This is a genomic window from Arsenicibacter sp. R0_47 (genome assembly GCF_057652235.1).
Genome location: NZ_JBYFCJ010000032.1, coordinates 1 through 20,217, shown reverse-complemented (window position 1 = coordinate 20,217; position 20,217 = coordinate 1). Strand labels below are relative to the sequence as shown.

The window sequence follows — 20,217 nt, the reverse complement described above, 5'->3', positions numbered from 1 at the left end:
TGAGCGGTTTAGTGATTGATTTCGATATGAGTTACAAAAAATCACCCAATCACTAAATCACTAAATCACAAATTATTTAAGGTACGTTTGAATCTTGTGAATATCGTCTTTGATCTGCTCGGTGAAGCTGCCGTATGTGGCTTCGAAGTTGCTGCGATTCTGCGTTAATTTCAAGCTCTGCTCGTCAATCTCATCATTGATTTTGCTCAGCCTTTCGGTGTTCTGCGCCATCTGCCGCTGCAAATCAGCAATTTGTTTGGCCAGGGCCTCATTGGTGGCCTGTAGCTGCTTCTGTTCGTTCTGTAAACCGCCGACCCGTTCGGCCAGAGCAGCTTCTACGCTCTTCAGAAAGGCATCGCGGTCCTGGCCGAGCGCGGTCAGGTACTGGTTGGCCGTGTTGGTCAATACCGACACGTCGGCCTTACCACCCAACGTCTTGAAGCTGGCCCAGGCTGCCTGAAAACGTTTGTCTTCGTCTAATCCCAGTTCAGCCAGATTACGGAGCATCTCGCGGAATTCAAAGTAATCAGGTCCCTGAATGTTCGCCTTTTCGAGGACGGAAGCAAAGTGCGTAACAAACTTCGTATCAATCGAACCGGCTGGCTGAGGGGCCGGAACGGGGCGTTGCGCAGGGCTGGCAGGTGCAGAGGCCGGAGACTGAGGGGAGGCCGGAGCGGGCGTGCCGGATGCGGGTGCGTTGGGCGCAGGCTCATCCTTGATGAAAAAACTCAGAATTTTGCGCCCCAAACTGTTGTCTGGTTCAGGCATTGTCGTTAAGTCGTTTAAGTGACACGACAATATTACTCGCCGGGTGCTTACCCTGTTCAGGAAATCATACAAACGGTCAGCGGACTTGACAATGGGACCAAAACAAGGAGCAGATTACGGCTAAAAAAAAATAGCCCCGTCTCTGGCAAGGCTACTTTTCCGATTATTTTTCCAAACAATAATAATCGTTCCCCTGCGAAAAAAGCTATATGCGTTTAAGAGGAAGAACAGTACAAAATTACCGGTTTGGCGGGGGACGGCTTTCACGCAGTTTGGGGGATTTATCCCCCGAAATCAGGTTGTATCTTTGTAAAACGCGGGATTTTAATCACCCTCTGATGCGAAACTATTACCTCTGTTTATGGCTGTGTCTAGGTTGGCTGCTGCCTGTCATGGGGCAGCCTGACCGTAAAATGGTTCAGCACAAGCCAGCCCTGAACAATCCGGTTCAGAATGGCCCGGTCCGTGTTTTCCTGGATCAGCTCAGCGTCGATGATGGCCTGTCGCAGAGTGAGGTCCGGAGTATCCTGAAAGACAGCCGCGGCTATATGTGGCTGGGAACGGGCAACGGCCTGAACCGCTACGACGGGTATCAGCTTACGGGCTATAAAAATGATCCGTTCAACGAACATTCCCTGCCGAACGATGAAATAACGGCCCTGACCGAAGGTCCGTACGGGCACCTTTGGGTCGGAACGGCCGATGGTCTGGGCCGGCTCGACCCGATGACCGGCCGTGTAGAGCGGATTTCTGAACTGGCCGGGCAGAAGATTATGGCACTGGCCTGCGACGGTAACCGGTCGGTCTGGGTCGCTACCCCTAAAGAACTGATTCGGGTAATCTGGCAGCAGTCGGCTCCCTGTGAGGTCAGGCGTTTCCGGGTGGGTAGTCAGCGGGAGGATCGTAGTGCCATGCTGCGTTGCCTTCGCTACGATGCCAAACGACAGTTGCTCTGGATCGGTACTTCCTCGGGGCTGGCCCGGTTGCCGCTGTCCCGTCCGCCCGCCGCGAACTGGATTCCGTTGTCGGCTACGGAGCAATACGGGACATTGCCTCATCCGCTGGTGTTATCGGTAGTCTGCGATTCGCATGACCGGCTATGGGCAGCTACACCGCAAGGGCTGGCCTGTCTGGATATCCGCACGGGTAAATCGCTGCCGGTTCCTGAGGTTGATGCGCGGCTTGCCGGTAAATTGATCAATGCGATGCTGATCGACCGTACCGGTACGCTTTGGGTAGCACACGGGCAGGAAGGGCTCATGCGTTTCGATATCAGTCAGCCAGGGAATCCGGTATTTCTGGGTGCGATCCGGCAGGATATGCTGTCGGTAAAGGGGCTGAAATCGGGGCATGTTGTGCAGGTTTATGAGAGTCCTGACCCCGCAGAAGACATTGTCTGGATCGGTACCTATGATGCGGGTGTACACCTTTACAGCCGCACTAAAAACAGCTTCCGGCTCTGGAATCTGATTTCTGATCCGCAGCAGCCATCCACAGCCGCCGCGGTCTTTTCAATCTGCACGGATTACAACGGCGACCGCTGGTTCGGAACCTACTCGGGCTTGCTGCGTATCCGGACCAACGGGCAGCAGGATCGGTTTCTGAGTAACCCCGGCGATCCGTTCAGCCTCAGCAACGATTTTATTCATTGCCTGCTGCTCGACAGCCACAAAACACTCTGGGTCGGAACGGCCATGGGGTTGCAGCGCTTCGACCGCGTACACAACCGGTTTCAGCCGGTCTTTATGCCGACGCTGGAACGGGAGATGCCTTTCTTTCAGGCGGTTTTCAGCTTGCTGGAAGATCACAAGGGACGCATTTGGGTGGGTGGCACCCGTAGCCTGCGCTGTATCGACCCGAAAACCAACCAGCTCCTGGCAGCGTATTCGGATCAGATGGATGTCGGACAGGCGATGCAGCTGCGTACGGTTTCGGCCATTAGCGAAGATAAAGCCGGAAACCTGTGGGTCGGTACCTGGTCAGGACTTTACTATTTTAACCCGGCTACCGGTCAGTTTACGCAGTACACGTATGCACCGCAACGGCCGGACGGGTTGCTGAGTAACCAGATACTGGGCCTGCTGATCGACCGGAAACAGCAGCTTTGGGTCTGTAGCAGCAAAGGGCTGAGCCGGTTGGTAGCGGGTAAAAACGGCAAGACGTTTAAACACTACCAGCGCAAAGACGGGCTGCCCAACAGCATGGTATACGGTCTTCTGGAGGACAATGCCGGGAAGCTATGGATGAGTACCAACTATGGTCTGGCGTTGCTGGATCCGGTTACGGATCAATTTCAGACCTATGACGCCGAGGATGGCTTACTGACGAATGAGTTCAACATGGGCGCTTTCCACAAAAGCCCCTCCGGCGAGTTGTTCTTCGGCGGCATCGGTAATGCCGTGAGTTTCGATCCGGCGCAGATGGTGGCCAGCCGGCAACAATCGCCGGTCCGCCTGACATCGTTCCGTGTGTTTGACCGTGTGCTGAATGTTGACAGCCTGATGCTGGATTCGGAGCAGGTAATTCTGCAACCGGGCGATGCCTTTTTTACGGTCGGGTTTACTTCTCTGGATTTTACCCATCCGCAGAAAAATCAGTATGCCTATCAGCTCGAAGGGTTGCAGGACGAATGGGTGTCGAGCGGCAACCGCCGGTATGTTAGTTTTATTGATCTGGCACCGGGGGACTATATTCTGAAAATAAAAGGAGCGCGTCCTAACGGTACCTGGAACGAAGCCGGTATGCTGCGGCTGCCGATCCGGATTCTGCCGCCGTTCTGGCGGACATGGTGGTTTTATTTTCTGATTTTTACGGCCCTGAGTTTTCTCTTCTGGACGATTTACAGTCTGCGGCTGCGGCAGCGGATTGAACATGCGCTGGTGATTGAGCGCATCAAGCTGGCCGAAAATGAACGCGTACGCCGGCTGGCTGCTCAGGATCTGCATGATGAGTTCGGCAATACCATAACGCGCATTTCGATGCTTACCGAACTGATCCGGGCCCAGCTCAACGGCCAGGCCAGAGAAATCGACCCGCTGCTGACAAAAATCAGTGACAACAGCAGCCGCCTTTACCAGGGGACAAAGGATTTTATCTGGGCAATTAATCCCGAGCACGATAACCTGTATGAGGTCTTTATCCGGATTAAGGACTTTGGCGACGATATTTTCGACAAGACCGGCATTGTATTTCAAGCGGCTGAGGTGTCGGAAACGCTGCGGCAGGTGCAGTTGCCGATGGGGGCGAGCCGCCACCTGATTTTTCTCTTTAAGGAAGCCATGAGCAATACCCTTAAACATGCCTCGGCCACTTCGGTTTGTCTTTGGGTGGAGGCCGGTAAAGCGGAGGTAAAGATGTACTGGCAGGACAACGGTACCGGTATGACCCCGACGCCGGGCTACATGGGGAACGGTTTGCTGAATATGCAGAGCCGCGCGCGCAGACTGGGTGGGCAGGTGCATTTCAGGAGTACGGCGCAGGAGGGAACCACTGTTTTATTTTCCATGTCAATCCCCCGGAATGAGGGATAAGCGAAAAATAAAAAACAGGGCGCCGATGCAACAAACGTGCTGCTTAATCGTCTTTAGGCCATATAAAATCCCCCCTATGCCGTTGCCGGTTACCTGAACGAATTCATCCTGCGCTCATCCTGCCTACGCCCCATTGGTGTAAAAAAGATGAGTAACGAGGGTAAGTAAGGGTAATTTCGGCCTAAATTCTTCGTGGAGAAAGCGAGATGATGACGATTACTCAACCCCAGCCACTGCGATCGCAGCAAACCATCCGGATATGTCTGATAGAAGACGATAACCTGATACGTGACGGGTTTGCACTGCTTATTAACAGTACCTATGGCTTCCGCGTCGTGAATGCCTATCAACGATGTGAAGATGCGCTCCGGAATCTGGATACCGATGCGCCGGATGTGGTCCTGATGGACATTAATCTGCCCGGCATGAGCGGTATCGAAGGTATTGCCCGGATCAAAAAAGTACGTCCGCGAACCAATATCATTGTGGTTACTGCCTATGACGACGACGAGGTGGTTTTCAAGGCTTTATGTGCCGGTGCCGGTGGTTATTTGACCAAAAACATGCAGCCCGCCCGCCTGCTGGATGCCATCAGGGACATTCAGGAAGGAGGCGCCCCGATGAGTACCAACATCGCGCGTATGGTCGTGGCGTCATTCCAGAAGAACCGTAATTCACCCCTGACAACCCGCGAAACAGAAGTGCTTGAATTGCTGGCAAAGGGTAAAAGTTATACCAATATTGCCGAACAGCTCTTTGTTGACAAGGAAACAATCCGTACGCATATTAAGAACATTTACTGGAAACTGGAAGTCCATTCAAAAGCCGAAGCCATCGAAAAAGCCATCCGGGAAAAGTTGATCTGAGGAAATAAAATCACCCTGATTGCGGGAAAATTTACGGGAAAGCGCCCTCTACCTTTACGGCGAAAAACTGCGTTGAACGTTAAACAACAAATCTCATGTTCCTTTTCCTGCATGCTTTATCCCTGGCCACGCTGCTGTCGGCGGCCACTCCTGAAGACGACAAAGCCAAAGCGGCCGCGGCGGCTCCGTCAAACGTTGCGATCACAAAATCGATGAGTATGGCCATCTACCCGTCGGTTGATCATTCGAAAGTAAACCTGCACGTAGAGAACCATGCCGGCCGGAAACTGTCGGTGAACTTCCTGAACCAGCGCGGCGAGCCGTTAGCGTCGGAATACATTCCGGGCCGCAAACAAAACTACCATGCAAAATTTAATGTCGAGGCCCTGAATCGCGGCACTTACCAGATTACGGTTTCTGACGGTAAAGAAACGCTGACAAAGACTTTTCAGATTAATGATACGCCGGCAGTAAATCCGTCACGGGTGATGCTGGTGGAGTAAAGGACCCTGACCCTTCCCCTGAATTCAGGGGAAGGGGATAAAAAAAGTGGTGGCACGACTATAATTCGTGCCACCACTTTTTTATCAGATTATATATCCCGCTTGCCTAAACGACAGCGAGCATCGATGTTGCTTTTGCTTCGAGCATGCTTTCACCCATCAGGTAAGTGTCTACCGCGCGGGCAGCTTCACGACCCTCTGAAATGGCCCACACCACCAGCGACTGACCACGACGCATATCACCGGCGGCGAATACGTTTGGTACGCTGGTCTGGTAGTTGCTCGCTTTCACGTTGCCGCGCTCATCCAGTTCAACACCCAGATCTGCCAGCAGCCCGTCTTTTTGCGGGAACAGGAAGCCCGCCGCCAGCAGCGCCAGTTCGCATGGAATTTCGCGCTCCGAACCCGGTACCTCGGCCATCTGCATCCGGCCACCGGCGTTCGACCATTCCAGATCAACGATTTTCAGCGCTTTCAGATTACCGTTTTCGTCGCCGACAAACTCTTTCGTGTTGATTGACCAGTGCCGGTCGCAGCCTTCTTCGTGCGAAGTCGACGTACGGAGCATCATTGGCCAGTTCGGCCATGGTGTGCTTTCCGCGCGGTCTTTCGGCGGCATCGGCATCAGTTCGATCTGCGTAACCGAAACGGCGCCGTGGCGGTTTGAGGTACCGACACAGTCAGAACCGGTATCACCCCCACCAATCACCACTACGTTTTTGCCGGTAGCCAGCAGCTCGCCGTTTTCGTAGGTGGCACCGCGGTGATCAACTTCGACCGGACGACCGGCAACCCGCTTGTTTTGCTGGCTCAGGAACTCCATTGCGAAGTGAACGCCTTTCAGCTCACGGCCTTTGATCGGCAGGTCACGCGGAACGGTAGAGCCACCGCTCAGTACTACCGCGTCGAAGCTGTCGAGCAGATCGGCCGCTTTAACATCCTTACCAACGTTTACACCGGTTTTGAACGTAATCCCTTCGGCTTCCATCACCGCCAGACGACGGTCGATTACCGATTTTTCCAGTTTGAAATCAGGAATACCGTATCGTAACAGCCCACCAATCTGATCCGCACGCTCAAATACCGTCACCGTGTGACCGGCTTTGTTGAGCTGTGCCGCAGCGGCCATACCGGCAGGGCCTCCACCGATCACGGCAACGGTTTTACCCGTGCGCTGTGCCGGTGTTTTCGGCTGTACATAGCCTTTGGCGAAGGCCGCCTCAACAATCGATTTCTCGATAAATTCGATGGCAACCGGTGGCTTGTTGATACCCAGTACACACGAAGCTTCGCAGGGGGCAGGGCAGATACGGCCCGTAAATTCCGGGAAGTTGTTCGTCGAGCTCAACAGCTCATACGCATACGCCCAGTTTTCCTCGTAAACGGCATCGTTGAATTCCGGAATGATATTACCCAGTGGACAGCCGCTGTGGCAGAACGGAGTGCCACAGTCCATACAGCGGGCAGCCTGCCGCTGCGAGTCAGACTCGGAAAACGGCATCTCAATTTCTTTATAGTCGTGAACCCGCTCCTGTACGTCACGCTTTTTAGGCAGTTCGCGGGCAAATTCTAAAAATCCTGTCGGTTTTCCCATTTTAGTCCTCGGTTTGAGAAAATTAACCTTGCGTTACGTCTACGACAATGTCCTGATAAACAACGTTTTTGTCACGGATCTGCTCAGAAAGGGAGATGCCGCGGCTTGCCAGCGCCTGTTTAAAGTCAGTTGGCAATACTTTCACGAACTGGCCAATGCTGTTGTCCCAATCCTGCATCAGGGCCAGGGCCACATTACTGGTTGTATACTGGAAGTGTTTTTCCACGTATTCGCGCAGAATCGCCTGATCTTCTTCATTCAGCGTATCGAGGCTAACCATTTCGCGGTTTACCTTCGAGGCAAACGTGCCGTCTTTATCCCAGACATAGGATACCCCGCCCGACATACCGGCGGCAAAGTTGCGGCCTGTCTGTCCGAGGATGATGGCCAGACCACCAGTCATGTATTCCAGACCGTGATCACCTACACCTTCGACAACCACTTTAGCCCCGGAGTTACGTACGCAGAAGCGCTCACCGGCCATACCACGAATGAAGGCTTCACCCGATGTTGCTCCGTAGAACGATACGTTGCCGACGATGCTGTTTTCTTCCGGTTTGAACGTCGCTGAGCGATCCGGATAAACAATCAGTTTCGCGCCGCAAAGACCCTTACCGAAGTAGTCGTTCGCATCGCCTTCCAGTTCAAGCTTAATACCGCTTGTGCTGAAGGCGCCAAGGCTCTGACCAGCCGTTCCGCGCAGTTTGAAGTGCAGCGTGCTGTCCGGTAAGCCCGCACCGCCGTAGACCTTTGAGATCTCGTTGGAGAGCATGGTGCCCACCGAACGGTTCAGGTTGTTTACGGTATATTCGCCGTAGACCGACTCGCCTTTTTCGAGGGCAGGCTGAGATATCTTAATCAGTTCACGGTCAAGAACGTGGTCAATGCCGTGGTCCTGCTCTTCCTGCTTGTACAGCGACACATCAAGGCTGACCGGCTCTTTGTAGAGCAGCGCGTTCAGGTTGACGTTTTTGTATTTCCAGTGTTTGATGGTATCACGTGGCTCCAGTACCTGTACCTGGCCAATCATCTCATCTACGGTGCGGAAACCAAGTTCAGCCATGATTTCCCGCAGTTCGGTTGCCATGAACTTGAACATGTTCACCACGTGCTCCGGCTTGCCGGTAAACATGGCGCGCAGTTCTTTATTCTGGGTAGCTACCCCGACAGGGCAGGTGTTCAGGTGGCATTTCCGCATCATGATACAGCCCGCAGCAACCAGCGCTGCCGTAGCCACACCGAATTCTTCGGCTCCTAACAAGGCGGCAATCGCCAGGTCCCGGCCAGTACGAATCTGTCCGTCGGCCTGTACCGTTACACGGCCGCGCAGTTTGTTCCGCACCAGTGTCTGGTGGGTTTCGGCCAGACCAAGCTCCCATGGCAGACCCGCGTGGCGGATCGACGACAGTGGCGAGGCACCCGTACCGCCATCATAACCTGAAATCAGGATGTGGTCGGCGTGGGCTTTGGCAACACCCGTGGCAATCGTACCGACACCGGCTTCTGATACCAGCTTCACGCTGATCCGGGCGGCACGGTTGGCATTTTTAAGGTCAAAGATCAGCTGGGCTAAGTCTTCGATGGAATAGATGTCGTGGTGAGGTGGCGGCGAAATCAGACCAACACCCGGTGTCGAGTGACGGGTCCGGCCAATCCAGTCGTCTACCTTGTGACCTGGCAGCTGACCACCTTCACCCGGCTTGGCACCCTGCGCCATCTTGATTTGAAGCTCCTGCGCGTTGGTCAGGTAATGGCTCGTTACCCCGAAACGGCCCGATGCCACCTGCTTAATCGCTGAGTTCAGGCTGTCGCCGTTAGCCAGCGGCGTAAACCGCAGTTCGTCTTCACCACCCTCACCTGAGTTGCTTTTCCCGCCGATGCGGTTCATGGCAATGGCCAGGGTTGTGTGGGCTTCCCACGAGATTGAGCCAAAGGACATGGCTCCCGTCGCGAAACGCTTGTAAATGTTTTCGATTGGCTCAACTTCGTCAATCGGAATCGGCATGCCTTTTTTGAACTTCAGCAGGCCCCGCAGCGTAATGGCTTTTTCGGTCTGGTCGTTGATCAGTTTCGAATACCGCTTGAACAGCTGGTAATCGTCGCGCTTGGTCGATTCCTGTAACAGGTGGATCGAATCCGGGTTGAAAATGTGTTTCTCCCCGCGCTGCTTCCACTGATAAACACCACCCACTTCCAGGCGCTGCACCGACAGAGACGGCGTTTCCGGGAAGGCAGTCCGGTGGCGGACCAGAATTTCTTTCGCGATTTCTTCCAGCCCCATACCGCCGATCCGCGATACAGTACCGGTAAAGTAGCGGTTAACTACGTCCTCATTCAGACCAAGGCATTCGAAGATCATCGCGCCCTGGTACGATTGCAGCGTAGAGATACCCATCTTCGAGAAGATCTTGAGCAGCTCGCCGTTAACAGCCTTAATGTAGTTCTGGAATAACTTGTCTTCCGGATAATCAACACCCAGCTGGTTTTTCTCCCGCATCTGAGCGATGGTTTCAAAGGCCATGTACGGGTTCACGCCCGACGCGCCGTACCCGATCAGGGTGGCTACGTGGTGCGTTTCCCAGACATCACCGGCTTCGACCAGCAGCCCGATGTTGCCGCGCAGACCGCGACGGATCAGGTGGTGGTGAACGGCGGCCGTTGCCAGCAGTGACCCTACCGGAGCATGGTCTGAGTCGATGGCACGGTCAGACAGGATAATGATTTCAAAACCGTCTTCGATGGCATCTTCGGCGTACCGGCAGATGCGCTCCAGTGCACGCTCCAGCCCTTGACCACCCGCATCCGCACGGAAATACGTGTTGATGGTTTTGGCCTGGAAGTGGTGACGGTCAATAAACCGCAGTTTGTCAAATTCTTTAGTGGTCAGCACCGGCTGGTCAAGTTCGACCTGCTTGCAGTGCTCCGGCGATTCGTCGAGGAGGTTGTAGGTCGCACCCACGAACGAAATCAGCGACATGATGGCCCGCTCCCGGATCGAGTCAATCGGCGGGTTGGTGACCTGCGCGAACAACTGCTTGAAGTAGTGGCTCATGTGCTGGCTCTGATCCGACAACACCGCCAGCGGCGTATCGGTACCCATGGAGCCCAGCGCTTCCTTGCCGGTTTCGACCATCGGCGCCAGAATCATCCGGAGATCTTCTGACGTAAAACCGAATGCTTTCTGACGCGTCAGCAGGGCTTTTTCGTCATAGCGGCTGTATTTACGGGCCGGGGCTTCCAGCTCAGAAATCTTGATTTTGTACTGGTCAATCCACTGCTGGTACGGCTGCCGTGAGCAGATATCGGCTTTCAGTTCCTCATCGGCAATGATGCGGCCGGCTTCCATATCGACCACAAACATTTTACCCGGCTGCAAACGGCCTTTCGACACGATTTTGGCAGGGTCAATGTCGATCACACCGGCTTCGGAGGCCATAATGACCACATCGTCGTTAGTTACCCAGTAGCGCGACGGACGCAGACCGTTCCGGTCAAGCGTGGCACCGACGATTTTGCCGTCGGTAAACGAAATCGAGGCCGGACCATCCCATGGCTCGATCAGGGCCGCATGGTATTCGTAGAACGCACGGCGGTTATCGTCCATGTGTTCGTTGCCGTCCCATGCTTCCGGAATCAGCATCATCATCACGTGGGGCAGTGAGCGGCCGCTCATCACCAGCAGTTCGATGGCATTATCCAGGTTGGCGGAATCCGACTGACGGTGGTCGCAGATCGGCAGCAGCATATCCATTTCCTCGTCGGTAAATTTCGACGATTTCAACATGCGCTCGGCGGCCTTCATCCAGTTAACGTTGCCTTTTACGGTATTGATTTCCCCGTTGTGGGCAATGTAACGGAACGGCTGCGCCAGCTTCCACGACGGGAAGGTGTTGGTCGAGAAACGGGAGTGTACAACGCCCAGGGCCGATACCACTTCTTCGCGCGACAGGTCGGTGAAGTACGGGTTCAGCTGGCCGGTTGTCAGCTGGCCTTTATAGGTAATGACCCGGCACGATAACGAAGCAAAATAGAAGTCGTTGTTAACGCCTTTTACCGATTCGTTAATGATGCGGGTACTGTAATTGCGGAGAACGTAGAGTTTGCGTTCGAAGTCTTCGTCGTTGGTAACCGTGTCCGGGCGTTTGATAAACACCTGTTCCATCTGTGGTTCGCCGACGCGTGACCCGTTGCCCAGATCGCTGTTGTCGATCGGAACAACGCGGTAGCCAAGCAGCTCCATACCGAGCCGTTTAATTTTCCGGTTCAGAATGGCGCGGCACTCTTCGCGCAGTTTCGACTCTTTAGGGAAGTACACCATACCCACGCCGTATTCCTGAGCGGCAGGCAGGTGAATGAACAACTTACGGCACTCATCCACAAAGAATTCGTGGGGAATCTGGATAAGTAAGCCCGCACCGTCACCTGTGTTAGGTTCAGAACCACAGGCACCACGGTGTTCCATGCGGTGGAGCATGTGCAGGGCATCCGCAACGATCTGGTGCGATTTCCGGCCTTTGATGTCAGCAACAAAGCCGATCCCGCAGTTATCGTGTTCGTAATCAGGGCGGTAGAGGCCCAATTCATTTGTTTGCCCTGTTAGGGGGTGCCGGACATCGGTGAGCCGGCATTCCGACTGGTCAATTTGATCAGACATGGGACGTAACTGCTACAGGTTATGTCCTCGCGTTGGTGGGTTGTACTCTTCGGCCACCATTGCTGCGACGATTATTTACAAATTAGAAAATCCAGGTGGTTCAAGCCGGTGCTAAAAGATTGAATACTTTAGCCGGATCTACAGTAGTTTTTGACGAAGTGGTGCAAGATAATACAAAAAAATTTGGTAATAAAGCGTTTTAACCGAACGAAGTTTTAGAAATACCAAATTGTGACTTTGATTATAAATGATCTTAGTTAATGAATATTTTACAAAGAAATTGCCTATCTGTTGGCAAGACTAATTTACAAAACCTTTTTGACAGATTGGTTGACATGGAGATTTTTGTCCGAAAAAGTGCCGGATTTCAGCCTTTTCCGGCAGTTCGGCGCCCGGCAATGAGCTATTCCGGAACGCTGATTATAGCATCTTACCTGTAAATGACACCCATAAACAGGAACCTGTCGGGTCTGGCTTACACGGCAAAGCCACACGGAGTACAACGGATTTCCTCCTGTTGTGCTCCGTGTGGCTTTAGAACCGATCAATCCGGAAGTTGTACCGGGCTACGGACAGCTTTTCGAGACGGTAACGGTCATGGTGGCCGGTGCTACACCGCCGCAGGCATTCAGATTAACAGCCTGCAGCGTGTAGACGCCGGGCGTTTTAATAACGTTACCCTGAACCTGATAGGTGCCGGGCAGGCGGTACACTGTACTGAAGACATAGCCGTTGGGTCCGGTAAAGACAAAGGAACTGCCGGTTGCCTGTCCGGTGATGTTAACGGGACAGCCTGATTCATCGACCTTCAACTGGCTGATGGCTGTTGTCTGAAGCGGATCACAGGCGGGTTTGTACTCCAACGCGCCCATATCGACGCGGTCACCATAAATCCGTGGATTACCGGCCAGGTCAGTAGCCGGCAGGTTGGTCGCCGAATAGGGCGCACCGGCCACAGTCTGACTCTGCGGATTACCGGCATCAATAGCCGGTGAACCCTCCCTGAGAGCGATGCTGGTTTCAGAAACAAAGGGGGAGGTGCTTGTTGTGAGGCAATTGGTTTGGGTGACCTGTCCGCCACTGACCGATTCGGCGTCGAAGAGGGTGTAGCTGGCGGTGATAGTAGACGAATATTCACTTTTAAACGCATCACCATTACTATTTCCGAAAAAGACCGAATGAGCGATGGAAGGCGTACTTTGCTGATTAAAAATTGCCCCGCCACCATTGGCGGCTGAGTTGTTCAGGAACGAGCAGTGCAGCAAGGTCGGCGACGAGTTGTTGAGGTTGGTGATAGCACCGCCCTGGTCATCTGCTGAATTGTTGATAAACCCGCAATTAGTTATAGCCGGTGAACTCCCGGCATTGTTTACCATCGCGCCGCCAATACGGGAGGTCGTATTATTGATAAAAAGACAGTTCAGGAGTGAGGGTGAACTTTCCTGATTATAGACTGCACCGCCACCGCTACCATCGTTCCCGGCCCTATTGTTGATGAACGAGCAGTTGGTAATGATCGGTGCTACGCCATAGTTGATGATTGCGCCGCCACTGGCATTAGCAGTATTATTCTGAAATACACAGGTAGTTAATGTGGGCGAACTCTCGTTTTCGTTATAAATTGCCCCACCTTCGTTATTCGCAAAGTTGTCTGTAAACGAACAGTTTATGAGCTTAGGAGAGCTGCCGTTGTAGTTGATCATGGCTCCGGCGAACTCAGCTTTATTTTGTGTGAAAAGGCAGTTTCTTAGTGTCGGACTCGCATTATCATTATACATCCCACCACCACGATTGTAATTCGGAATCGCATCGCCACCGGTAATCACAAAGCCATCGATTACGGCTGATGCGTTCAGGCTCAGGCTTTCCGGATTATGGATAACATGCAGGCTATGGGCACCTTCGCCGAGGTCACCGGATAGGGTAGTGCTGGATGGTCCTGTCAGGTTTCGGTCGCCGGGACTGGTCTGGCCGATGGTAAATCCGCCGTAAATGGTCACGTTGTTAGCCATGGAGAAACTGGTAACAGTGGCCGATCCGGGTGTATAGAGTCCGTTGGCGACCCGGACTTCACCACCGCCTGTGCTATGCACATGGTCAATAGCACCCTGTAAATTACTGGTACTGGTAGCCCAGCTGGTGGCGGCCACGGGATTACTGCCGCCGGCAGGGGTTACGTAACAGATGATGGTAGTTGCCGGTGGACGGGTGGTGGTAGCGGCGGTTGCGGTGACAAGGGTCAGGGATGATAACAGGCAGGCGATCAGCCAGCGCAGGGGTTGAGTACGAACAGCGATTCTCATAAACATTGATTTTTACAGGTTAATCAAAGGCAATTTTTAGTCATAAACGGGCAACAAAAAAACGTGTCTGATCAGGATACTACATTCTCCTTATCAACACACGCCTGTAGGCAGGCAAAAGCCCTGCCGGCCGCAATAGTAGCCAATCTGTCTGACATGGCAAAGGTCTGTTACTGATTTATTGCTCATATGCGATGCTGTTACTTTGTAACTATGCTTATGCTCAGGCATAACATCTGCCCGGGAATAAAAAAAGCCCCTGCATCGTCAGCGGACGGTACAGGGGCTTAAGGTGTATATAGCGGCTTTACGGGCAGCTTCTGGAAACGGTAACGGTCAGGCTGACGGGCGTGCTGCTGCCGCAAACAGTGGTATTGACCGCCCGCAGGGTGTAGATACCGGGTACCTTGACCTGTGTGGCCGTTGCCTGCCGGGCGGCGCTCTGGCGGTACACTGTACTGAAAACATAGCCGTTAGCGCCGGTGAAGACAAAGGAACTGGCCGTTCCGTGTGCGATGAGTTTCACGGGGCATCCCGACTCATCGGCCATCAGGCTGCTGAGCGTAGCGGGTGGCGGCGTTTGGTTGGTGACCACTACATTACCCTGTGCGACGGCGCTGCACGAGCCGGCCAGACAGGTAGCCGACACCACGGAGAGTTCATTGCCGGCGGTAATGTCGGGGCTTCCGGTAGACCAGCTGATTGTTCCGCCGTTGCAACCGGAAGCCATGAGGGAGCCGGTCTGGGTAGGGCATAGGGTGATTGACGAAATGCTGAAGGAAGCCAGATCGGTGACCGATAGGGAGAACGCCGTGGAGGTGATGCTGTTGCAGGCACCGGTAACCACGACCGAGTAGCTGCCCGCCTGTGCAGCGGTGACATCGGTAAGGGTAAGGGCAGCGTTGGTCTGTCCCTGGAGGATATTTCCGTTTCGGAACCACTGGTAGTTAAGGCTTTGCTGTCCGGCGGCCGGGGTACCGGTGGCGCTGACGGCAATGGAAACGGTGGCATCGGTACAAACGGCCGAGGCGGTAGCGGGCTGTTGCGTAAATCCGGTCAGGGTGTTAACTGTCAGGCTGAACGCCGAAGACGTAACGCTGGAGCAGTCGTCAGTGGCCACGGCGGCATAGCTACCGTTGTCGTTGGGGGTGAGGCTGCTCAGAGAGAGCACAGACGTATTCTGCGGAGTTGACAGCGGCTGTCCGTTTTTAAGCCACTGGTAGGCAACGGTGCCGGTACTGCTGGTGGAGGCGCTTACAGTGAGCGAGAGGGCACTGCCCACACAGAGAGCGGAGCCGGACGCAGGCTGTCGGGTAAACTGCGGTGGTGTACACGGGATGCCTTCCAGAGCGCCCATATCGACGCGGCCACCCTGGATTCGTGGGTTGCCGGCGAGATCGGTTGCCGGCAGGTTAGTCGCCGAATAGGGCGGACTGGCCACGGTCTGGCTCTGCGGGTTACCGGCGTTAATGGCGATAGAACCGGCTATGAGGGAGACGCTGTTTGGCGAGGCAAAGGGTGAGGTGTTGGTTGTCAGGCAGTTGGTTTGGGATATCTCTAAACCATTCTCCAACGATGACGCTTCAAAAAGGGTATAGCTGGCATCAAATTTGTTGCCGGGGTTCGTAGCGCTGAAAGTAGCTGTCCCTCCATTGCCGAAAAGAACACAATTAACCAATGCGATGTCTGATCCCTCGGTTATGATTACCCCACCCGCCCTAATAGAAGCCGTATTGCCTGAGAATGAACAATTAACAAAAGCTGCGTAGCGGAGCCGGTTATAAACGGCGCCGCCTCCGGCGGATCCTGCTGAATTATTAAGGAATGCACAATTAAAGAGGAACATCCCATCGCTCCAGATGGCACCGCCAGAGAGGGCCGAGTTGTTAAGAAAGGTGCAGTTAATCAAGGTTAGCGAGCTACCGGCGTTAGATATGGCACCGCCAGTGCCGGCGGAGTTTCCGGTAAAAACGCAGTTCCGTATGGTTGGTGAGCCATTAAAATTATACATACCCCCTCCTTCTCCATTGGTTGATTTTCCACCGGTGATGACAAATCCATCGAGCATGGCGGATGCCGTAAGGCTCAGGCTCTCCAGGTTATTGATCACATGAATACTGTTAACGCCCCCGCCCAGATCGCCGGTCAGGGTGGTGCCGGAAGGCCCTGTCAGATTGCGGTCGCTGATGCTGGTCTGGCCGATGGTGAAGCCCCCGTAAATGGCCACGTTATTGGCCAGAGAGAAGCTGCTGGCTGTAGTAGTACCAGGTTTGTAGAGCCCGTTGGCGACCCATACCTGGCCGCCACCGTTATTTTTGACATAGTCGATGGCGCCCTGTAAGTTGCTGGTGCTGGTAGCCCAACTGGTGGCCGTTGCTGCATTACTACCGCCGGTAGTAGAAACATAACAGGTAATGGCAGCTCCCACGGGGCGGGTAGTGGTGGCATATGCGGCTGAAACGGTCAATGCCAGCAGCAGGCAGGTGGTAAGCCAGCGCAGGATCCGGACAGATGAAGTAAGCGTACGTACATACATAAACCCATCGCGCGGGCAGGTAGATGTAAAGGTATAGAGAGCCGGAAAATTGCCGGAAACGGATCCGTAGTCCGTCCGCGTAGCGGGAGTTCTCATAAACGTTTTGAATGAAGGGATTAAGTTGAGCGCTAAGGGGCACCCGGTCGTAACCAACCGGAAGCATAGCTTATTTATGGCCCGAAAGTAGGTGAGATGCTCCGGAAAAAAACTACCCATTTGGGTAGTTTTCGGCTACAGAAACCGTATTTAAGCCTGCTTCACAGGAAAATTTGCCGGAACAGTGTTTGCCAGACGACATTCTGATAAAAAAGATCGGTTTGCAAAGCCGCTGGTCTGGAAGGAACGGTGAGACTGCGTTCATTTTTCATAGCTTTGACGGCAGCGGGGGCGATATGACTACCAGTTTAAGCGACAGGCGGACGGTAGATAAAACCCGGCAAACTGGATATTGCGCTGGTCAATCTGGGCAACCGGCCGCTGAGCGTATATCAGGTAATTCTCAGTCAGCTGCCGGCCATAGTAAAAAGTCAGCTTCAGGATGATGTATCCCGTAAGGACCCACCTGTTGGCCTGGATCAATGATCAGTACGGTAACCGGATGAATATCTGCCACCGGCTGGAGTTTTATGCCAACAATGAGTGCCTGGCAGCACTGGAGGGCAGATGGCCGGATTTTCATTATATGGTCCGCGGGGCGTCGTTTCTGGTGCTGCCGGCCCGGAAACTGCTGAAAGCGGAAAACTACCGGGTAACCTACGATCAGCTGGGGAATAGTCCGCAAGGGTACAATCCGGAAGGGGTCTCTGATCCGGTACGGATTGAGCTGAGTACCTACAGCTGGGTGGGTCTGCTGCAATATCTGTCAGCCCATCCGGAGTGGTATACGGACGGAAGCCACAGGGATCTGTTACCGGTGGAAACGCTGACAACTGAACGGCTGGCGGCCGTAATGAAAACGGCGGCCGGCTGCGAATACGCAACGTAATTTCTAACAATAAAAAAAGCCCCGGGTATCGCTTCCAACAACTACCCGGGGCAAACTCAAAAATCAATGACAAACGTACGGAAAACAACGCAACCGGCAAAAGCCGATCAGGTCGCTGTGTACCTGCTGGCCGCGAAAACACGCTTTCTGGCCCGGCAAACTAACAATCCGGAGCTGATCCGGGAGGCCGAAAACATCATGCAGCACATTCAGAAACGCATCTGTCAACATCAACGCAACTAAACATGGACGATATTAAACTGGATTTCAGCTACGAGGCCACTGTCCGGATCGAGGCAACGGCAACCAAAGGTGGTACCACCAGTGCCAGACGGGTCGAAGTAGTATACAATCACAATCTGCTGCGGGATAACTGGCATGACGGTGAAGGCCGGTTCACCGAAAACGGGATCAATGCGCTGATTTTCGGCTTCTGCAACGGCCTGACAGCGACGATTCACAATGCCGGTCAGATCAACGGTATGGATACGGCGGTACTTTTCCGCAAGGCTATTTCGATTATGGAAAGTCAGTTTGTTTCACAGGTTAAGGTTTCAACGATTCAGAAAGATGAACGCAGCAATCATTGATCCCACCGTACCGGCCGAGCTGGAGGCTGTGCTGATGCCAGATGGAAAACTAATACCGGTCCCCGCAGCGGATCTGTCCCGCTTTACTCAGGAGCAGCTGTCGGCCTTCTGTCATAAGCACGCGGTGTATCAGCTGCCGACAACCGAGCTGATCCGTTTTCTGGAAGACGAGATCGGCGACCGCACGGCCATTGAGATCGGAGCCGGTAACGGGGCGGTCGGCCGTGCGCTGGGCATCACCATGACCGATTCCTGTTTACAGCAAAGCAATCTGCCCGGCGTCAGAGAACTGTACGATCTGAACGGCATACCCCGCATACAGTATCCGGATGACGTGCTGAAGATGACCGGAAACCATGCGGTGATGCAGATGAAGCCTCAGGTTGTTGTCGGTTGCTGGATAACTGAGCGGTACAACCCCGGTACAAATAAGGGAAATGTGTACGGCGTCGATGAGCTTCAGCTGGCCCGGCACACACAGACGTATATTCATGTGGGCAACAGCCTTACACACGGCGATAAGGGCCTGCTGGGAAAATACTACTACGAAGAAGTGAAAGCCGGCTGGCTCTATTCGCGCAGCATGCAGAAAGAGCACAACGTGATTTACATCTTTAATTTTCTGAAGGATGGGAAATAACGATTTCCGCGTGCTGGTACTCCAGTACTGGCACGCCAGACAGAAATACCAGCAGCACAAGCATCCGGAGAATAAGCGGATCATGGACAAGTTTGAGTCCATGATCGACAAGGAACTGGCCGCCGATCTGGCAAAGCTGAGTCAATCACCCCCAAGTCAAACCTCTATATTCTGATGACAATCCAGACGTACACGGATATATTAATTACAGACTTTGCCACTGAACTGGTCAGTGAAGCGGAGCACCAGAAGCACGCTGGTCCTGACCTTGAGAAATCCAGTCTGTTCATCGACGTGCTTTTTCTGATGGGAGAGGTTGCCGCTCTGGAACGGGCAGCACGGCCGCATGGCGAAGTGTATCCTGTCGCGCGCCGGCTGGCGGGGTATCTTATCCGCTATCTTGAGATGATGAGCCTGACTGTTAATCTTCACAAAACACCGGCTGAAATCGTCGGCAATTTTCTGAAGACCACAATGCTCAGGTCCGGTGAAATCGGGGATTCGCTGAAGCTGCTGACCAGCGAGGCGGGATATATGATGGTCGAAGAAGATAATGACCGCTTCCGGTCACTGAATTGTATTACCTGGCATGCAATTCAGGCCTGTTTCAGTGAGTTTATTCACATTTATCCGGAAGCAGAATGATCTCACAACCTTTTATGTTCGCCCGCCGCTCAGGTCATCCGATGGCCATCGAGCACCCGGTTATTCTGATCGTCGTAATCCTGATCTGTCTGATGCTGATCCTATGGATCCTGTCATCTACCCGGATCGTTGTTTATCACGGGCTGAATAAGTGCGACCGGGCGGTATTTATCATCAGAGGCAGATTTTACGGTGTACTGATCAGCTACCGGGCGAATTCGGCCGGGCTGACTGATACGGTGGTCTGCTACAAGACAAGAGCCTACGACACGCCGGCTGAAGCTGCCCGCGCGATTGAACGGGTATTTCCGAAACTGCCTTAAGTGGGAAGTCATTATATGTATTAAATAATTGTAGTGGGCTCTTGTATCAAACCACTACAATTATTGTGATTTGCTCTTTGGTTTCACTTTTGAATTTTTACACTGTAAATGATAGCAAAGGAGAGAGGTTTATATATTTACTAATCACCTTATAGTTATATAGTGGTTAGTATTGATTTTTTGCTTCGATATTGTTTTGGAGGGCTGAGGTGGTCCGGTTTAGCGGCACACTGAACTTGCAAGTTTAGTATAATACTCCTGCTCAAACTGTTCAGGGCTT

At 53.4% G+C, this 20,217-nt stretch carries 15 protein-coding genes; 10 read left to right on the top strand and 5 right to left on the bottom strand.

Going from position 1 to position 20,217, the window contains the following annotated elements; all coding sequences use genetic code 11:
• Positions 1-72: 72 nt before the first annotated feature.
• Positions 73-768 carry a BAR domain-containing protein gene (locus tag AC23NW_RS30560; protein ID WP_487454299.1) on the bottom strand — a complete coding sequence of 232 codons (696 nt, stop codon included), beginning with the start codon at positions 766-768 and terminating at the stop codon, positions 73-75.
• A 338-nt stretch (positions 769-1,106) separates the two neighbouring features.
• On the opposite strand from AC23NW_RS30560, the gene AC23NW_RS30555 reads away from it, so the two are divergent.
• From AC23NW_RS30555 to AC23NW_RS30545, 3 genes are all read left to right on the top strand, one after another.
• The gene (locus tag AC23NW_RS30555) at positions 1,107-4,298 is read left to right on the top strand and encodes a sensor histidine kinase (protein ID WP_487454297.1); all 3,192 of its coding nucleotides are present in this window, start codon (positions 1,107-1,109) and stop codon (positions 4,296-4,298) included.
• Between the two features lie 206 nt (positions 4,299-4,504).
• Positions 4,505-5,164 carry a response regulator transcription factor gene (locus AC23NW_RS30550; protein WP_293837654.1) on the top strand — a complete coding sequence of 220 codons (660 nt, stop codon included), beginning with the start codon at positions 4,505-4,507 and terminating at the stop codon, positions 5,162-5,164.
• Between the two features lie 95 nt (positions 5,165-5,259).
• Positions 5,260-5,667: a T9SS type A sorting domain-containing protein gene (locus tag AC23NW_RS30545; protein ID WP_487454295.1), complete on the top strand. Its 408-nt coding sequence runs from the start codon at positions 5,260-5,262 to the stop codon at positions 5,665-5,667.
• A gap of 106 nt (positions 5,668-5,773) precedes the next feature.
• Here AC23NW_RS30545 and AC23NW_RS30540 read toward each other — a convergent pair whose 3' ends face one another.
• From AC23NW_RS30540 to AC23NW_RS30525, 4 genes are all read right to left on the bottom strand, one after another.
• Entirely contained in the window at positions 5,774-7,261 is a 1,488-nt protein-coding gene (locus tag AC23NW_RS30540; RefSeq protein WP_487454293.1) for a glutamate synthase subunit beta, read from the bottom strand.
• Between the two features lie 22 nt (positions 7,262-7,283).
• Positions 7,284-11,915 (bottom strand): glutamate synthase large subunit, encoded by a 4,632-nt coding sequence (gene gltB, locus AC23NW_RS30535; RefSeq protein WP_487454291.1) that lies wholly within the window; start codon positions 11,913-11,915, stop codon positions 7,284-7,286.
• Between the two features lie 566 nt (positions 11,916-12,481).
• Positions 12,482-14,218 carry a choice-of-anchor Q domain-containing protein gene (locus tag AC23NW_RS30530; protein ID WP_487454289.1) on the bottom strand — a complete coding sequence of 579 codons (1,737 nt, stop codon included), beginning with the start codon at positions 14,216-14,218 and terminating at the stop codon, positions 12,482-12,484.
• A 307-nt stretch (positions 14,219-14,525) separates the two neighbouring features.
• Entirely contained in the window at positions 14,526-16,850 is a 2,325-nt protein-coding gene (locus AC23NW_RS30525) for an immunoglobulin domain-containing protein (protein ID WP_487454287.1), read from the bottom strand.
• A gap of 442 nt (positions 16,851-17,292) precedes the next feature.
• Between AC23NW_RS30525 and AC23NW_RS30520 the strand changes: the two genes are divergently transcribed.
• From AC23NW_RS30520 to AC23NW_RS30490, 7 genes are all read left to right on the top strand, one after another.
• Positions 17,293-17,739: a hypothetical protein gene (locus AC23NW_RS30520; RefSeq protein ID WP_487454285.1), complete on the top strand. Its 447-nt coding sequence runs from the start codon at positions 17,293-17,295 to the stop codon at positions 17,737-17,739.
• Positions 17,740-17,805: 66 nt separating this feature from the next.
• Positions 17,806-17,982 carry a hypothetical protein gene (locus AC23NW_RS30515; protein WP_487454283.1) on the top strand — a complete coding sequence of 59 codons (177 nt, stop codon included), beginning with the start codon at positions 17,806-17,808 and terminating at the stop codon, positions 17,980-17,982.
• 2 nt (positions 17,983-17,984) lie between these two features.
• Positions 17,985-18,329 (top strand): hypothetical protein, encoded by a 345-nt coding sequence (locus AC23NW_RS30510; RefSeq protein WP_487454281.1) that lies wholly within the window; start codon positions 17,985-17,987, stop codon positions 18,327-18,329.
• Complete coding sequence (locus AC23NW_RS30505; RefSeq protein WP_487454279.1) at positions 18,310-18,969, top strand: hypothetical protein; 660 nt, start codon at positions 18,310-18,312, stop codon at positions 18,967-18,969. Before AC23NW_RS30510 ends, AC23NW_RS30505 begins: the two co-directional genes overlap by 20 nt.
• A complete protein-coding gene (locus tag AC23NW_RS30500; protein ID WP_487454277.1) occupies positions 18,959-19,144 on the top strand; it encodes a hypothetical protein in 186 nt (61 codons plus the stop codon). Before AC23NW_RS30505 ends, AC23NW_RS30500 begins: the two co-directional genes overlap by 11 nt.
• Complete coding sequence (locus AC23NW_RS30495; protein ID WP_487454276.1) at positions 19,144-19,614, top strand: hypothetical protein; 471 nt, start codon at positions 19,144-19,146, stop codon at positions 19,612-19,614. The genes AC23NW_RS30500 and AC23NW_RS30495 overlap by 1 nt, the downstream gene beginning before the upstream one ends.
• On the top strand, positions 19,611-19,937 hold the full coding sequence (locus AC23NW_RS30490; protein WP_487454275.1) for a hypothetical protein: 327 nt from the start codon (positions 19,611-19,613) through the stop codon (positions 19,935-19,937). Before AC23NW_RS30495 ends, AC23NW_RS30490 begins: the two co-directional genes overlap by 4 nt.
• Positions 19,938-20,217 lie beyond the last annotated feature (280 nt).

What these genes read in the sequence shown, in the direction of transcription:
- AC23NW_RS30540 (WP_487454293.1), bottom strand. Translation starts at nt 7,261, where the DNA reads ATGGGAAAACCGACAGGATTTTTAGAATTTGCCCGCGAACTGCCTAAA.
- AC23NW_RS30505 (WP_487454279.1), top strand. Translation starts at nt 18,310, where the DNA reads ATGAACGCAGCAATCATTGATCCCACCGTACCGGCCGAGCTGGAGGCT.
- AC23NW_RS30495 (WP_487454276.1), top strand. Translation starts at nt 19,144, where the DNA reads ATGACAATCCAGACGTACACGGATATATTAATTACAGACTTTGCCACT.
- AC23NW_RS30545 (WP_487454295.1), top strand. Translation starts at nt 5,260, where the DNA reads ATGTTCCTTTTCCTGCATGCTTTATCCCTGGCCACGCTGCTGTCGGCG.
- AC23NW_RS30530 (WP_487454289.1), bottom strand. Translation starts at nt 14,218, where the DNA reads ATGAGAATCGCTGTTCGTACTCAACCCCTGCGCTGGCTGATCGCCTGC.
- AC23NW_RS30515 (WP_487454283.1), top strand. Translation starts at nt 17,806, where the DNA reads ATGACAAACGTACGGAAAACAACGCAACCGGCAAAAGCCGATCAGGTC.
- AC23NW_RS30520 (WP_487454285.1), top strand. Translation starts at nt 17,293, where the DNA reads ATGATGTATCCCGTAAGGACCCACCTGTTGGCCTGGATCAATGATCAG.
- AC23NW_RS30500 (WP_487454277.1), top strand. Translation starts at nt 18,959, where the DNA reads ATGGGAAATAACGATTTCCGCGTGCTGGTACTCCAGTACTGGCACGCC.
- AC23NW_RS30550 (WP_293837654.1), top strand. Translation starts at nt 4,505, where the DNA reads ATGATGACGATTACTCAACCCCAGCCACTGCGATCGCAGCAAACCATC.
- AC23NW_RS30560 (WP_487454299.1), bottom strand. Translation starts at nt 768, where the DNA reads ATGCCTGAACCAGACAACAGTTTGGGGCGCAAAATTCTGAGTTTTTTC.
- AC23NW_RS30490 (WP_487454275.1), top strand. Translation starts at nt 19,611, where the DNA reads ATGATCTCACAACCTTTTATGTTCGCCCGCCGCTCAGGTCATCCGATG.
- gltB (WP_487454291.1), bottom strand. Translation starts at nt 11,915, where the DNA reads ATGTCTGATCAAATTGACCAGTCGGAATGCCGGCTCACCGATGTCCGG.
- AC23NW_RS30555 (WP_487454297.1), top strand. Translation starts at nt 1,107, where the DNA reads ATGCGAAACTATTACCTCTGTTTATGGCTGTGTCTAGGTTGGCTGCTG.
- AC23NW_RS30525 (WP_487454287.1), bottom strand. Translation starts at nt 16,850, where the DNA reads ATGAGAACTCCCGCTACGCGGACGGACTACGGATCCGTTTCCGGCAAT.
- AC23NW_RS30510 (WP_487454281.1), top strand. Translation starts at nt 17,985, where the DNA reads ATGGACGATATTAAACTGGATTTCAGCTACGAGGCCACTGTCCGGATC.